Origin of the sequence: Croceicoccus mobilis, from assembly GCF_001661965.1 — a bacterium.
Classification (GTDB): domain Bacteria; phylum Pseudomonadota; class Alphaproteobacteria; order Sphingomonadales; family Sphingomonadaceae; genus Croceicoccus; species Croceicoccus mobilis.
The window spans coordinates 50468-65207 of sequence record NZ_LYWZ01000028.1 but is presented as its reverse complement, the minus strand read 5'-3'; the positions used below and the strand labels follow the sequence as shown (position 1 = coordinate 65207).

Annotated in this window: 11 protein-coding genes; 4 read left to right on the top strand and 7 right to left on the bottom strand. The window is 64.0% G+C overall.

Annotated elements, in window-relative coordinates; genetic code table 11:
* Position 1 precedes the first annotated feature (1 nt).
* Positions 2-451, top strand: coding sequence for a cytidine deaminase (locus tag A9D13_RS18085; RefSeq protein WP_066776967.1), 450 nt, complete (start codon positions 2-4; stop codon positions 449-451).
* Between the two features lie 6 nt (positions 452-457).
* Here the strand turns inward: A9D13_RS18085 and A9D13_RS18080 are convergent, their stop codons facing one another.
* Both A9D13_RS18080 and A9D13_RS18075 read right to left on the bottom strand, forming a co-directional pair.
* Positions 458-2749, bottom strand: coding sequence for a putative bifunctional diguanylate cyclase/phosphodiesterase (locus A9D13_RS18080; RefSeq protein ID WP_066777571.1), 2292 nt, complete (start codon positions 2747-2749; stop codon positions 458-460).
* A 189-nt stretch (positions 2750-2938) separates the two neighbouring features.
* Positions 2939-3526 (bottom strand): malonic semialdehyde reductase, encoded by a 588-nt coding sequence (locus tag A9D13_RS18075; RefSeq protein WP_066776966.1) that lies wholly within the window; start codon positions 3524-3526, stop codon positions 2939-2941.
* A gap of 191 nt (positions 3527-3717) precedes the next feature.
* Here A9D13_RS18075 and A9D13_RS18070 point away from each other — a divergent pair, with 191 nt between their 5' ends.
* Both A9D13_RS18070 and A9D13_RS18065 read left to right on the top strand, forming a co-directional pair.
* Complete coding sequence (locus A9D13_RS18070; RefSeq protein ID WP_066777568.1) at positions 3718-4530, top strand: sulfite exporter TauE/SafE family protein; 813 nt, start codon at positions 3718-3720, stop codon at positions 4528-4530.
* A 41-nt stretch (positions 4531-4571) separates the two neighbouring features.
* Positions 4572-5780 carry an NHL repeat-containing protein gene (locus A9D13_RS18065; protein ID WP_066776965.1) on the top strand — a complete coding sequence of 403 codons (1209 nt, stop codon included), beginning with the start codon at positions 4572-4574 and terminating at the stop codon, positions 5778-5780.
* A 1-nt stretch (position 5781) separates the two neighbouring features.
* Here A9D13_RS18065 and A9D13_RS18060 read toward each other — a convergent pair whose 3' ends face one another.
* From A9D13_RS18060 to A9D13_RS18050, 3 genes are read right to left on the bottom strand one after another with little or no spacing between them, the layout of a single operon-like run.
* Positions 5782-7272, bottom strand: a complete 1491-nt coding sequence (locus A9D13_RS18060) for an efflux transporter outer membrane subunit (protein WP_082922552.1) — start codon at positions 7270-7272, stop codon at positions 5782-5784.
* Positions 7269-10469 (bottom strand): efflux RND transporter permease subunit, encoded by a 3201-nt coding sequence (locus tag A9D13_RS18055; RefSeq protein ID WP_066776961.1) that lies wholly within the window; start codon positions 10467-10469, stop codon positions 7269-7271. The genes A9D13_RS18060 and A9D13_RS18055 overlap by 4 nt, the downstream gene beginning before the upstream one ends.
* A 3-nt stretch (positions 10470-10472) precedes the next feature.
* The gene (locus A9D13_RS18050; RefSeq protein WP_066776958.1) at positions 10473-11657 is read right to left on the bottom strand and encodes an efflux RND transporter periplasmic adaptor subunit; all 1185 of its coding nucleotides are present in this window, start codon (positions 11655-11657) and stop codon (positions 10473-10475) included.
* A gap of 78 nt (positions 11658-11735) precedes the next feature.
* Here A9D13_RS18050 and A9D13_RS18045 point away from each other — a divergent pair, with 78 nt between their 5' ends.
* Entirely contained in the window at positions 11736-12359 is a 624-nt protein-coding gene (locus A9D13_RS18045) for a TetR/AcrR family transcriptional regulator (protein WP_066776955.1), read from the top strand.
* On the opposite strand, the gene A9D13_RS18040 is transcribed toward A9D13_RS18045, so the two are convergent.
* Together A9D13_RS18040 and A9D13_RS18035 are read right to left on the bottom strand one after the other, a co-directional pair.
* Positions 12356-13153: a DeoR/GlpR family DNA-binding transcription regulator gene (locus A9D13_RS18040; RefSeq protein WP_066776952.1), complete on the bottom strand. Its 798-nt coding sequence runs from the start codon at positions 13151-13153 to the stop codon at positions 12356-12358. The two genes, A9D13_RS18045 and A9D13_RS18040, sit on opposite strands and share 4 nt — an antisense overlap.
* Before the next feature lie 30 nt (positions 13154-13183).
* A complete protein-coding gene (locus A9D13_RS18035; protein ID WP_066776949.1) occupies positions 13184-14683 on the bottom strand; it encodes a glycerol-3-phosphate dehydrogenase in 1500 nt (499 codons plus the stop codon).
* Between the last annotated feature and the right edge of the window lie 57 nt (positions 14684-14740).

Sequence of the window (14740 nt, the reverse complement as noted above, 5' to 3'; positions counted from 1 at the left end):
AATGGACACGGCAAAGCGCGACCGCCTGATCGACCTCGCGCGCAAGGCTGCCTTGCGCGCTCACGCCCCCTACTCCCGCTTTGGCGTGGGGGCGGCGGTGTTGGCGCAGGATGGCTCCATCGCGACTGGCGCGAACATGGAAAACGCCTGCTACCGCCTTGGCCTGTGCGCCGAACAATCGGCCCTGACCACGGCGCAGCACCAGTTCGGGCTGGCACAAATCACCCATGTCGTGGTCGCGGGCGGCCCGCTGGCCGATGGCGCGATCTCGGGTGATGCCGTGATCACTCCTTGCGGCGGCTGCCGTCAGGCAATTGCCGAGGCGGCTTCGCTATCGGGACGCGATATCGTGGTGATCGCAGCCAGTGCGACGGGCGATGAAGTGCTGGAGACGACGATCTCCGCGCTCCTCCCGCACAGCTTTGGGGCCGACGTCCTGCCGGACGCCTGATCGCAATCAGGCGATCCGGCGCTCGGTCCGGCTTTCCAAAAGGGCGCTCGCTTCCAGCGCGCCCATCGGGCGGCCGAAGAGGAAACCCTGGATCTTGGTGCAGCCAAGCTGGCGGATACGCTCCAGCTCGCGCTCGCTCTCCACGCCCTCTGCCGTCGTCTCCATCCCCAGCGCATCGCACATGGCGACGACGGCGCGGATGATCGCCAGTGATTCCGGGCTGTCCTTGGCAGCGCCCGTGACGAAGCTGCGGTCGATCTTGATCGTGGTGAAACGGTTGTTGCGCAGGTACCCCAGCGACGAATAGCCGGTGCCGAAATCGTCAAGCGCGATGCCGCAGCCCAGCGTCTGGATCTGGTTCAGCGTATTCTGCGCCGCCCCGCCATCGCGCAGGAAGATCGATTCGGTCACCTCCAGCTCCAGCCTTTCAGGCGCAAGCCCGCTGCTGGCGAGAGCGGAAACGACCGTGCTGGCGAAATTCGCGTCCAGCATCTGCTCTGCCGACACGTTCACCGCGACGCGGATATTGCTGGGCCAGCGCGCCGCCTCGTCACAGGCGCGGCGCAGGGCCCATTCGCCGATGGGGACGATCAGGCGCGTGTCTTCGGCGATCGGGATGAATTTGGCCGGGCTGACGCGGCCAAACTCCGCGCTGTTCCAGCGCATCAGCGCCTCGAAGCTCAGCACTTCCTCGGTCTCGGCATCGACGACCGGCTGATAGGCCAGCTCCAGCTCGTCCCGCTCCAGCGCGTGGCGCAGCGCGAATTCCAGCTTGCGGCGCTCTTCGGCATGCGCGTGCATCTGCGGTTCGTAAGCGAAATGGCTGCCGCCGCCTTCGTCCTTTGACCGATAGAGCGCGAGGTCGGCATTGCGCATCAGCGTTTCGACCGTGCGCGCATCGCGCGGGCCGACCGCAGACCCTACCGACGCGCCGACATAGAGCGTGTGGTGATCGACATCATAGGGCTTGGACAGAACGTCGATGATCGCATGCGCCATGCGGTCCACTGCCTCACGGTCGTTCACATCGGCCATCACCACCGCGAATTCGTCACCGCCCAGGCGGCCGCAGGTGTCGTGCTGGCCCATCAGCACCCGCAGGCGGCGCGATACCTGCGCCAGCAGCTTGTCGCCGATCTGGTGGCCCAGCGTATCGTTGACCGCCTTGAACCGGTCGAGGTCGATCATCAGGAACGCGCAGCGCGTGCGCCACTGTTCGGCGCGCTGCAGCGCAGTCCCCAGCGCTTCGGTCAGCATCATCCGGTTCGGCAGGCCCGTCAGCTGATCATAACGCGCGAGCTGCGCGATCTTTTCGGCCGACTCGCGCTGTTCGGTCACATCGGAGCCGACGCCGCGAAAGCCCGAGAACTGGCCATGCTCGTCGTGCTTGGGCGTGCCCGACAATTCCCACCAGCGCGTGCGCCCGCCCATGGAGACGCGGACCATCATGTTCGAAAAGCTCTCACGCCGCTTCAGCCGTTCGGCAAGGTCGCGCAGGGACGATGGCAATGCGCCCGATTCCCAGCCCTCACCCGCGATCAGGCGAAGCAGCGGCTGGCCATCGGCCTCGCGCGGTTCCATCATCAGCGCATGGGCGAAACGGGGCGAAACGCCGCGCACCCGGCGCGAGGCATCGACCTGCCACAGCCAGTCGGCGGAGTTTTCCTCGAACTCGTGCAGCAGCAGCGAAACGGTTTCCTGTTTCTCGGCAAGGTTCGCCTCGGTCAGGCGGAGGCGCAGGTACAGGCGCGACAAAGACATCGCGCCCGCCGCCACGACCAGCGAATAAGCAAGCTCTGCGATCGTGCCCGAGATATCGCCAGCCAGCGCCATGGCGGTCGTCCCGGCAACGCCAAAGATACCAACGAAAGTCAGCGCCGCGCGCGGCACCACCGACAGCGCCAGCACGAATACACCGATCAGCAGCGCCATCACCGCATATTGCGGGGCATTGCCGCTGGCCATCGCATCGGGGAACGCCAGCATCGGCCCGGCCCACAGCATGCCGGCAAGGCCCACGGTCGCGATATGGGTGCGCTGCTCTTCCTTGCTCAGCGTGCGGCGTTCGGCATCGATGAAACCGCGCTCAAGCCGCAGGAGCGCCGCCGCCAGCATGAATACGAGGCCGAACCAGCCGCCCGCCAGCCAGATTCCTGCGCTGTCTTCCCAGAATGTGATCGCCGGGATTGCCGCGCCCACGAATACGCCGAATCGCAACGTCGCCGAGCGCGCGAGCGCCGCATATTGCAGGCCGACCAGCTTTGGCGGCTGCGCGCCGCCGAAACCGAAGACGGACATCAGCCCCCCGCCCGAGCGCCCACGCGCGTTGCGGACAGGCGCCGAATCATGGTCAGCCGACGAATGGCCCTTGCGGCCCTCTTTGCGAGCGAGAGAGAACATCACGCTCAACGGGATACGCGGGTCTTGGTAAGCTTTCGGTTAACGACGCCCCGGCCAATCGCGCGGGGCATCATCGAACGAAGGGCGTCAAAGAATCTCGCAGGCATCCTCGAACGGAAGGCGCGGCAGGCGGTCGAACGGCTCGTCTATGCCATGGCCCAATGTGCACAGGAAATTGGACCTGATGCTGGTGCCGGCAAAAAACTCGGCATCCACACCCGCATTGTCAAAGCCCGACATCGGCCCGCAGTCCAGGCCCAACGCGCGGGCCGCCAGCATCAGATAGGCACCCTGCAGCGTCGAATTGCGGAAGGCGGTGGCTTCCTTCACCTCCGGCGCGGAAAACCAGCTGGCGGCGCCGGGGTTGTGCGGGAAGAGCACGTCCATCTTCTCGGCAAAGTCCATGTCCTGCGCGATGATGACGATGGCGGGCGCATCCATGCTCTTTTTCGCATTGCTCTCGCTCATCAGCGGGGCGATTCGCGCCTTGCCCTCATCGCTGGTGATGAAAACGAAACGCGCCGGGCTGACATTGGCCGAGGTCGGGCCCATGCGCAGGATCTCGTACAACTCATGCCAAGTGCTTTCGGGCAGCACCTCCTTTTTCCAGGCGTTGCGGCTGCGCGCGTCAAGGAACAGCTGCGAAAGGGCGTCGTCGGAAAGTCGTTCGGTCATCAATGCTCCTGCGCAAAAGCAACGGATAGGCGGCGCAGCTTCGATTGCGGATCGAATCGCGCGCAGCCCGGATGACCGGCTTGTGCCGCTCCGCGCCGCGCAGGGCAAATGCGCCGAAGCGGCTGACCCCTTGTTTTGCAGTGCAACATTTTGCTCGATTGTTTCCGATCAAGCCGTATGATGCGCCCGCCTTGAACGATACTCTCACCGCCCTCATCCCCTATGTCGCCCTTTTGCTGGCCGGTTGCGGCGCCGGTTTTGCCGGTGGCCTTTTCGGTATCGGCGGCGGCTTCGTCGTGGTCCCGGCGCTGACCCTGATCCTGCCGTTGATGGGGACCGAACCCGATCAGGTGATGCATGTCGCGGTCGGCACGTCGCTGGCGACCATCATCTTCACGTCGATCCGCTCTGTCAGATCGCATGCGGCGCGCGGATCGGTCGATTTCGGCTTCCTGCGCGGCTGGGGCATCTGGATTGCGGCGGGATCCGTGCTGGGCGCGTTCATCGCCGACTATTTCACCAGCCGCGGCCTTGCCGTCACTTTCGGCATCGGCGTGCTCCTGTTCGCGGTCTATTTCCTCGCCCCGATCAACACCGAAAAACAATTGCTGAAGGGGGAGCCGGGCACGGCGGCGCGTTTGAGCATCGCGACCAGCCTTGGCACGTTTTCCTCGCTGCTTGGCATTGGCGGGGGCACGATCACCACGCTCTTGATGACGAGCTATGGCACATCGATCCACCGCGCCATCGGCACGGCATCGGGCGTGGGCGCTTTCATCGCGGTGCCGGCGACCATCGGCTTCATCTATACCGGCTGGGGCGAAGCGGGCATGCCGGCCCTGTCCATCGGCCATGTCAGCCTGCCCGCCACCGCCGCCATCGTGGTGACAGCCATGATCTTCGCCCCGCTGGGCGTTGCCGCCGCGCATAAGCTCAGCCCCGCGCTGTTGAAGCGCATTTTCGGTTTGTATCTGATCTTCGTTGGGGTCACCATGCTGACCTGACGATCCGGCCCCCTCTCCGGCCGGACCGACAAGGGGGACATATGATCATTACGCCAAGGACTGCCCTCAGGGGCGCGATCGCCATTCTGGGCGCGGCCACCGCAGCCGCCTCGCTTCCCGCCATTGCCGATACGCTGCTTCCGGTCGAAAGCGAGCATGTGGACACGTCGGTCCCGATGCCGATGTTCAAGGTCGATGCCTCATGGCCGCGCCTTCCCGCCGACATGATCCTGGGGCAGACGCCGGGCCTTTCGGTCGATAGCGAGGACACGATCTGGATCCTCACCCGTCCCAATTCCCTGAACCCGCTGGAATCGGGCCTGTCGCAGGATCCGCCCATGGCGCTGGGCTGCTGCAAGGCGCCGCCGCATGTGCTGCGCTTTGATCAGGATGGCGCGCTGCTGTCAGCATGGGGCGGGCCCGACCATGCCCCCGGCGATGGCGAAACCGAGCAATGGCCATCGAATGTCCACGGCCTTTACGTCACGGATAAGGGCACTGTCTGGATCGGCGGCAATGGCGAGGATGACCATGTCGTCCTGGAATTCACGAAGGATGGCGAATTCATCCGCCAGTTCGGCAAGCGCGGCGCGACCGATGGCAATGGGTCGCCCGATACTCTGGGCAATCCCGCCGATATCGCCGACGATGGCGACAGCGTGCTGGTGGCCGATGGCTATATCAACAAGCGCATCATCGCTCTGGCCGAAGGCGATCTGGATGCCCGCGCAATCTTCGGCGCCTATGCCGTCGATCCGGGCGATGAGACGCGCGAAGGCGTGTTCGACCAGTCGCAGGCGTCAAGCACCGGCGACGGTGGCCCCAATCCTGAATCAAAGAGCTTTGGCGATATCGTCCATTGCGTGGTGCATGGCCCCGACAGCACGATCTATGTCTGCGACCGGCGCAACAACCGGCTGCAGATGTTCCGCCAGTCGGGCGGCAAGGTCGAGTTCGTGCGCGATATCGTCATCGGCGAAGGCACTGGCGGCCTGCGCACGGCCAGCGATGTCGCCTTCAGCCCCGATGGCACCTATGTCTATGTCGCCGACATGATGAACGCGCGCGTCTGGGTGCTCTTGCGCGAAACGCATGAGGTCGTGGGCCATTTCGGGCGTGTCGGGCGCTATCCGGGGCAGATGTTCTGGCTGCACAGCGTCGATGTCGATTCCGCGGGCAATGTCTATACCAGCGAAGTCGGCACCGGACGCCGCGTGCAGCGCTTCGTGTTCCAGGGCCTGTCGGAGTGAATTATTCAGCGGGTGCCGGCGTCGTGCCGGTGCCCGCGCCCTCGATCTCGGCCCCGCCTTCCTCGAACCCGCCGCCCAGCGCGACATAAAGCGTCGCGCCGTTTTGCAGCAGCGAGCGCCGCATGGTGAGCAGGTCCTGCTGCGCGCTGAACAAGGTGCGTTCCGCGTCCAGCACCTCAAGATAGCCGGTCACGCCTTCGCGGTAGCGCAGGCGCGCGATATGGGCGATCTCTTCCTGTGCGGCGAGATTGCGCTCAAGCACAGCAACCTGCTCGGTCAGCCAGCGGCGACCCGCGAGCGCGTCCGACACTTCCTGAAAGGCGGTCTGAACCGTCTTGTCATAGGTCGCGACCTGCTCGACCTCGACCCATTTGGCCTGGTTCAACTGCCCCTTCAACTCACCCCAGTTGAAGATGGGGAGCGAGAGTGAGGGGCCAAAGCTCCACGTCAGACCGTCGGACCCGAACAGGCCGGACAGCGAAGTGGAACTGAACCCCGCGCTGCCGGTCAGCGAGATCGTCGGGAAGAACGCCGCGCGCGCCGCGCCGATATCGGCCCGCGCAGCCGTCAGCGACTGCTCTGCCGCAATGATGTCGGGGCGCGCCAGCAGCAGATCGGAGGGAAGCCCCGCGTCGAGCCGCATGCCATTGGCCTGCTGCTCCAGCGTCAGCCCCTGCGGCATATCGACCGGCAAACGGCCGCCCACCAGCACGAGCAGCTGGTTCTTCAACTGCGCCTCGGTCAATCGCTCCGCTGCCACCTGCTGCTGCGCTGCGGTCAACAGCGCCTCGGCCTGCCGCATGTCGAGAGCGGAGGTCACGCCTGCGTCGAGGCGCTTGCGCGCGATTTCGAAGCTGTCCTCACGGCTGCGCACCGTCGCTTCGGCCAAGGCCAGCTGCTGCTGCGTTTCCACCAGTTCGAAATAGGTGGTCGAGACATCGGCGATCAGCGAGATATAGAATGCCCGCTGCGCCGCCACGGTCGACAGATAGCTCGCCTGTGCGGAATCGGAGAGGTTCTTGACCCGGCCCCAGAAATCCAGCTCGAACGCGGATACGCCGACGCCGATCTGGTAATTGTCGATCTCGATCGGGACGACCACGGGGTTGCCATTGTCATCCGTCGCGGTGATCGGCGTGCGGCTGCGCGTCGCACTGCCGCTGACGACCGGCGCGGGCAGACGGCGGCTGTCCTGTATCCGGTATTGCGCGCGCGCCTGCTCGATCCGCGCGGTGGAGGCGACGAGATCGCGATTGTTGACCAGGGCGGCCTCTATCATCGCGTCCAGCCGGGGATCGACGAACCATTCGCGGAAATCGAGATTGGTCGCCACCGCACTGCCATCCGGCCCGTGCGAGGGGGCGTAGACGGCAGGGCTGGCCAGAGGCGGCTGCGTATCGGCAGGCGCCATGTTGACGCAGCCGGGCAGCGCCAGCGCCAGCGCCAGCGCGGTGCCGAGGCGGAATCGCGAGAGCTTCACAGGCATGCTCATGCCTCCTCCTCCATATGGCCTGCGGCAGATGGCTGGCTCCGGCTGAGATAGCGGCGCGCCAGCAGGTACAGCATCGGGATCACGAAGATACCCAGCAGCGTCGCCGCGATCATGCCGCCCATCACGCCGGTCCCGACCGCGATACGGCTGGCAGCACCTGCACCGCTGGCGATGACCAGCGGCACCATGCCGAGGATGAAGGCGAGCGAGGTCATGATGATCGGACGCAGCCGCAGCCGGGCTGCCGCCTTGACCGCATCCAGCGGGGTCAGGCCGCGCTCTTCCTCCTCGATCGCGAATTCGACGATCAGGATCGCGTTTTTCGCGGCAAGGCCGATGATGGTGATGAGACCGACGTTGAAATAGACGTCCGCCGACAGCCCCCGGAATATAGAGAACAGGACAGCGCCCAGCACGCCCATCGGCACCACCAGCAGCACCGACAGCGGCACCGCCCAGCTTTCATAAAGCGCCGCCAGCACAAGGAAGACGACGATCACCGAAAGGCCAAGGAGAAGGCCGACCTGTCCGCCCGCCTGCTTTTCCTCATAGCTGATGCCGGTCCATTCGAAACCGATACCTTGGGGCAGTTGGCTGGCCAGCTGCTCCATCTCCGCCAGCGCATCGCCGGACGAGGCGCCGGGTGCGGCCGTGCCCGAGATGGTCATGGCAGGATAGCCGTTGTATCGGGCCAGCGATGGCGGCGCGGCCGACCATTCTGCGGTCGCGAAGCTGCTGAAGGGCACCAGATTGCCGTCAGAGTTCGGAATCCTGAGGTTCATGATGTCCTCTGGCGTCATGCGATAAGGCGCATCGGCCTGCACCAGCACGCGCAGCACGCGCCCGCCATAGGTGAAGTCGTTGACATAGGCCGAGCCATTGTTGATCGATAGCGCATTATTGACGTCATCGATCGACAGACCGAGCGCCCGCGCCTGCACCCGGTCAACCGTCACTTCCAGTTCGGGCGCGTCGGCCTGGTCCTCTGGCCGCAGGTTCGCGACGAGATCGGACTGAGACGCCATGCCCAGCAGCTGGTTCCTCGCCTGCGTCAAGACCTCGCGGCCCACGCCGCCACGGTCCTGCAGCTTCATCGAAAAGCCGCTGGCATTGCCCAGCGCCTGGATCGGCGGAGGCTGGATCGTGAATACCAGCGCCGAATCCATCTGAGAGAAACGCGCCATCGCCCGGTTCAGGATCGATGCGGCATCACTGCCCTCCTCGGTCCGCTCGCCCCAATCCTTGAACTGGGAAAACAGCATGGCATTGTTCTGGCCCTGTCCAAAGAAGCTGAAACCGCGAATGGTAACGACCTTTTCGACTTCGGGCTGTTCGCGCAGGAAATTTTCGACCGGGTCGATCGATTCGTTCGCACGGTCGACCGTCGATCCCGGCGGAGCCTGCACGACGGTGATGAGATAGCCCTGGTCCTCTGTCGGGAGGAAGCCGGTGGGTAGGCGCATGAACATCAGCACGGTGACCACGCACAGCACGAGGAAGACCGCAAAGGCGCGCAAGGGGCGCGAGAGGATCTTGTCGGTCCCGCGGCCATAGCGTTCGGTCACGCGCGCGAACCAGCGGTTGAAGCCGCTGAAGAAGCGCGACCCGCGCCAGCGCGCGTGCGCCAGCTTGCCGCGCCAGCCCGGCGCATCCAGATCCGCGGGCGGTGCGGGTTCGGATTCGTCTTCGCCCTGCTCAATATGTTTCAGGAAGTTGGCGCACAGCGCAGGCGTCAGCGTCAACGCCATCAATGCCGAGAAAAAGATCGAAATCGCGAGCGTAACCGAGAACTGGCGATAGATGCCGCCGGTCGAACCGGGGAAGAACGCCATCGGCAGAAACACCGCGATCAGCACCAGCGTGATGCCGACGATCGCGCCGGTGATCTGGTCCATGGCCTTCCTCGTCGCCTCGATCGGCGACAGGCCTTCCTCGCGCATGATGCGCTCCACGTTCTCGATCACCACGATGGCATCGTCGACAAGGATGCCGATGGCCAGCACCATCGCGAAAAGCGTCAGCACGTTGATCGAGAACCCGGCGATCCAAAGGCCCAGCGCCGCGCCCATCAGCGCGATCGGCACAACGAGTGTCGGAATGATCGTCGCGCGCCAGTTCTGCAGGAACAGGAACATGACGACAAAGACCAGTGCCATCGCCTCGATCAGCGTCTTGACCACCTCTTCGATGGAAATGCGCACGAAGGGCGTGGAATCGTAAGGAACCTCCCAGCTCACATCGGCAGGAAGCGAGCTTTGAAGCTCCTCCATCCGCGCCTTGACGCCATCGGCGGTGTCGAGCGCATTCGCGCCTGTCGCCAGCTGCACGGCCATGCCCGCCATGGGATCGCCATTGAAGGAGGCGACGAAATTATAGTCCTGCGCCCCCAGTTCGACGCGCGCCACGTCCTGCAGCCGCACCACCGCGCCGCCGGTCGCGGCGCGAAGGATGATCTGCTTGAACTGCTCGACGGTCTGGAAACGGCCCTCGGTCTTGATCGTCGCGGTGATCTGCTGCCCGTCGACATAAGGCTTCGCGCCCAGTGAACCGCCGGCGGTCTGGCTGTTCTGTTCCTCGATCGCGGCCAGTACCTGCGTCGGCGACAGATTATAGGATGCCAGCGCGTCGGGATCGAGCCAGATGCGCATCGCATAGGCGGACCCGAACAGCGTGACGTCGCCCACGCCCGGCACCCGGCGCAATTCGTCCACCACCTTGTTGCTGGCCACATTGCCGAGATCGGTTCCCGACAGCGTGCCATTGGGCGATGTGAGGCCCACGATCATCAGGAACGAGCTGTTCGACTGACGCACCGAGATCCCTTGCTGGCGCACGGAATCGGGAAGCCGCGCCTCCACCGTGCTCAGGCGGTTCTGTACCTCGGTTTGGGCGATATCGATATCGGTGCCGGATTCGAAGGTCAGCGTGATCGTCGCCTGCCCCGATGAAGAGCTGGAGCTGGCCATATAGAGGAAGCCGTCGACCCCGTTCATCTCCTGTTCGATGACCTGGGTGACGTTCTGCTCCAGCGTCTGGGCATCGGCGCCGGGATAGGCGACCGTGACGGCAAGCGACGGCGGCGCGACTTCGGGATATTGCTCAATCGGGAGCGCGCGCAGGGCAATGAAGCCAGCGAGCAGGATGCCGAGCGAGATCACCCAGGCGAAGATCGGCCTGTCGATGAAGAAACGGGCCATGGATCAGTTCGCCTCTTCGGCCTTTGCGCCAGAGGGTGTTGCCCCGCTGGCCTTTGCTGCCGCTCCGTCCTGCCCGGTGGGCGTATTGGCGACCTGCACCGGAACGCCCGGACGCAGTTTCTGCAGATTGCTGATGATGACCTCGTCGCCCGGCTTGAGCCCGCTTTCCACGATCCACTTGCCTTCGGTCATCTGGCCCAGCTTCACGCTGCGGACTTCGGCAGTGCCATCCTCGGCGATGACCATGACGGTTCCGCCACCACTGGCCATGGTAACCGCACGCTGCGGCACGACGATCGCACCTTTGCGCGAACCCACGCGCAGGTGGCCGCGCACGAATTCGCCGGGAATCAACGCCCCATCGGGATTGGGCACCTCGGCACGGATCTCGACCGTGCCGGTCGTTTCCTCGACCGAGAATGCCAGGAAGTCGATGTAGCCGGGCACCGGATAGGCGCTGCCATCGGCCAGTGTCAGCCTGACCTCTACCCTCTGACCGTCGCTGTAATCGAGCTCGCCGGCCGCCATCTGCCTGCGCACTCGCACGAGATTGGCAGCCGATTCGTTGAAGGTTACATAGACAGGCGAGGTCTGTTCGACCGTGGCGAGGAGCGTGCCTTCGCTGGAACTCACCAGCGCGCCCTCGGTCACCTGCGCTCGGCCCGAACGGCCCGAGATCGGGGCCCGGACCAGCGTATAGCCAAGCTGGAGCGATGCCGCCTGCAGCTGGGCGCGCAGCTGCGCGACATTGGCATCGGCCTCGCGCATGGCAGCGACCGCGGCGTCATATTCCTGCCGGCTGATCGCGTTTTCCTTCACCAGCGGCTCATACCGGTCGACAACCGCATGGGCATTGGTGGCGGTGGCCTGCGCGGATTTCAGGCTGGCCTCGACCTGCGCATAGCTTGCTTGCATTTCCGATGGGTCGATGCGGAACAGCGGCTGCCCCTCACGCACGTCGGAACCTTCCTCATAGAGGCGGCGCTGAACGATGCCGGTGACGCGTGCGCGCACCTCTGCCGTGCGGACGGCGGCCACGCGGCCGGGCAATTCGACGACATTGGGTACATCTTCGGTCGCCACGGTGATGGTCTTGACCGGCACCGCCTGGGGGGCAGGCTGCTGATCGGGTCCCCCGCATGCGGCAAGAGCGAGGGACGCCGCCAGCGGGAATAGGAAGCTGCGCATTATGAAATTCCGAACTTTTTGCGGTTGCGAAATGCGTAATAGCGATTACACGTCGCGGTTCAAGAGGCAAAAAGTACAATGAGTGAGAAATTGACGGAGATTACGGACGAACGGCTCGACCGCCGGTGCAACGCCATGAAATGCGCCGCGCTCACCCTGTTCACCGAACAGGGATTCGAGGCGACCAAGCTGTCGGAAGTCGTTGAACGCGCAGGCGGATCGCTCGCGACGCTCTACAAGCTTTTCGGCAACAAGGAGGGTCTGCTGGAGGCCGTCATTTCCGACACCCGTGATCACGGGGCCGATATCATCCGCGAGATTGCAGCACGCGGTGGAAAGCCGTCCGTGACGCTGCACGAAGTCGGCCTAGCGCTGCACGAATCCGTTCTAAGCCCCGAATATATTGCAATTTTTCGTATTGTCATGAGCCGATGCATCGCCGATTCCAGCTTTGCAGAGGATTTTTTCAAAAAGACCCAGCTCGGCAAGCGTGTCGCCTTGCACGACATTTTCCAGTTATGGGCGGAGCAGGGAGTCGAGATGATCGAGGAGCCGACGATGCTCGCCGATATCTTCCTTGGCATGCATGTGCTCGACTTCCAGATGGAGGCGATCAGCCACGGCCATTTCGAGCCTGCGACCCCCGAACAGATCCGCAGGCGAACCGATTTCTTCCTGCGCGGCGCAGGGCTTGCCGACTAGTGCGCGCCGCCGGTTTCGATCAGTTCGACCCCGCCGCGCGCGATCGCGGCGCGTAGTTCCGCATCCTCTATCCGGTCGCAAACGAGGAAATCGATCTCATCCATTCCGCAAATGCGAACAGGTGCGGAGCGACCGACCTTGGTATTATCGGCGACAAGGATCACCTTGCGCGCATTGCTGATGATCCGCTGCGCGACCTCCACCTCGTCAATGTCGAAATCAAGCAGCGAGCCATCGGAATCGAGCGCGGAAACACCGATGATCGCGTAATCGACCTTGAAATTGTCGATGAAGCGCATGGCCAGCGCGCCCACCACCGCCCGGTCCGCCGTGCGCACCGATCCGCCCACACAGACCAGCTGGGCCGATGGATGGCCCGATAGCATGTCGATGACATTGAGATTGTTCGAGATGATAACGAGATCGCGGTGATGCGAGAGGTTCGCCGCCACCGCCTCGACCGTGGTGCCGACATTGATGAACAGCGATGCGCCATCGGGCACCAGCGCCGCGGCGGCGGAGCCGATGCCGGATTTCGCCTCACTCGCCACGCGGCGGCGCGCGTCATAGGCCAGATTGCTGACACCCGAAGTGACCAGCGCCCCGCCATGGACGCGTGACAAGAGCGATCGTTCGGCAAGGACATTAAGGTCCTTGCGAATGGTCTGGGGTGTCACCTCCAGCCGCTCTGCCAGATATTCGACGCTTACGCTTCCGGCCGCCCGCGCGAGTTCGAGGATATGTTCACGCCGCTTGGCGACGATATCGCTGTCATGGCCGGGAAGCTCGTTCATCGCCGCACCCTAGCGCGCGCCATCGCGCAATCAACGTGTCGCCAGATAGGCTTCCACTGCTTCGGCAGTGCCGGCGGGAACATGCAGCCCCATCTTCGTGCGGCGCCACAGAATATCCTCGGCACTGCGCGCCCATTCGTGCTCGACCAGATAATCTACTTCGGCCTGATACAGCCCGCCACCGAAATCGCGGCCCAGCTCGTCCAGCGTCGCAGCTCCGCCGATCAGAACGTGCGTCCGCGCGCCATAGGCCCGCGCATATCGCCGCAGCAGTGCAGCGGGCAACTGCGGGTAGCGCACAGAAAGTGTGTCGACGAAGCCTTCGAAATCGCCACGGGCGATCTCACCGCCCGGAAGGGTGATACCTGCGGTCCATGCGCGCCCCATCTTCGGGAAAATGCCCGAGATCTCCTGCATCGCGTGTTCGGCCAGCTTACGGAAGGTCGTGATCTTGCCGCCGAATATCGACAGCATCGGCGGGCGCCCCGGCTCACCTTTCTCAAGGTCGAGCACATAGTCGCGTGTCACGGCTGACGCATTGGCGGCATGATCGTCATAAAGCGGGCGGATGCCGGCATAACTCCATTTCACATCGCCCTTGCCTACCTGCGTTTCGAAATAGCGGTTCGCGGTGTCGAGCAGATATTCGGTCTCGCTCTCGCTGATCTCGGCCTTGCCCGGCGCGGCTTGCCATGGCTCGTCCGTGGTGCCGACCAGCGTGTAGTCATGCTCATAGGGGATGGCGAAGACGATGCGGCGATCGGGGTTCTGGAGCATGAAGGCATGGTCGCCATCATAGAGTTTGGGCACGATGATATGGCTGCCCTTGACCAGCCGCACACCGCGATCGTTTTTCGCCCGGCCCAGCGTGCGAAGCATCTCGTCCACCCACGGCCCGGCGGCATTGATCAGCATTTTCGCGCGGACTTCGTGAGTACCGTCCTTGTCCTCGATCGTGGCGATCCATTCATCGCCATCTGCCCGACCGGCGATCAGCTTTGTGCGGGTGCGGATATCCGCACCGCGCGCAGCGGCATCCATCGCGTTCAATGCGACGAGGCGGCTGTCTTCGACCCAGCAGTCGGAATAGACGAAGGCCTTGCCGCCATCTTTCAGGCCGCTGCCTTTCAGGTCGCTTGACAGGTCGATGGTATCGGTGCCGGGCAGTTCCTTGCGCCCGCCGATATTGTCGTAAAGGAACAGGCCCAGCCGCACCATCCACGCAGGGCGCGGCGATTGCGACTGCGGCAGCACGAAACGCAGCGGCCAGATGATATGCGGCGCCATGTTCAACAGCCGCTCACGCTCGATCAGCGCCTCTCGCACCAGCCGGAATTCGTAGTACTCGAGATAGCGCAGGCCGCCATGGATCAGCTTGGTCGAGCTGGAGGAGGTGTAGCTTGCCAGATCGTCCTGCTCCACCAGCATGACAGAAAGGCCGCGTCCGACCGCATCGCGTGCGATCCCTGCGCCATTGATGCCGCCGCCGATGATCAGCAGGTCGACTTCGGGGATAGCAGGCTTGGTCACTCTCACGTCCTCTTCAGATCTATCGTTTTTCAAGTCCGGGCCCTTTGCAGCGTCGCG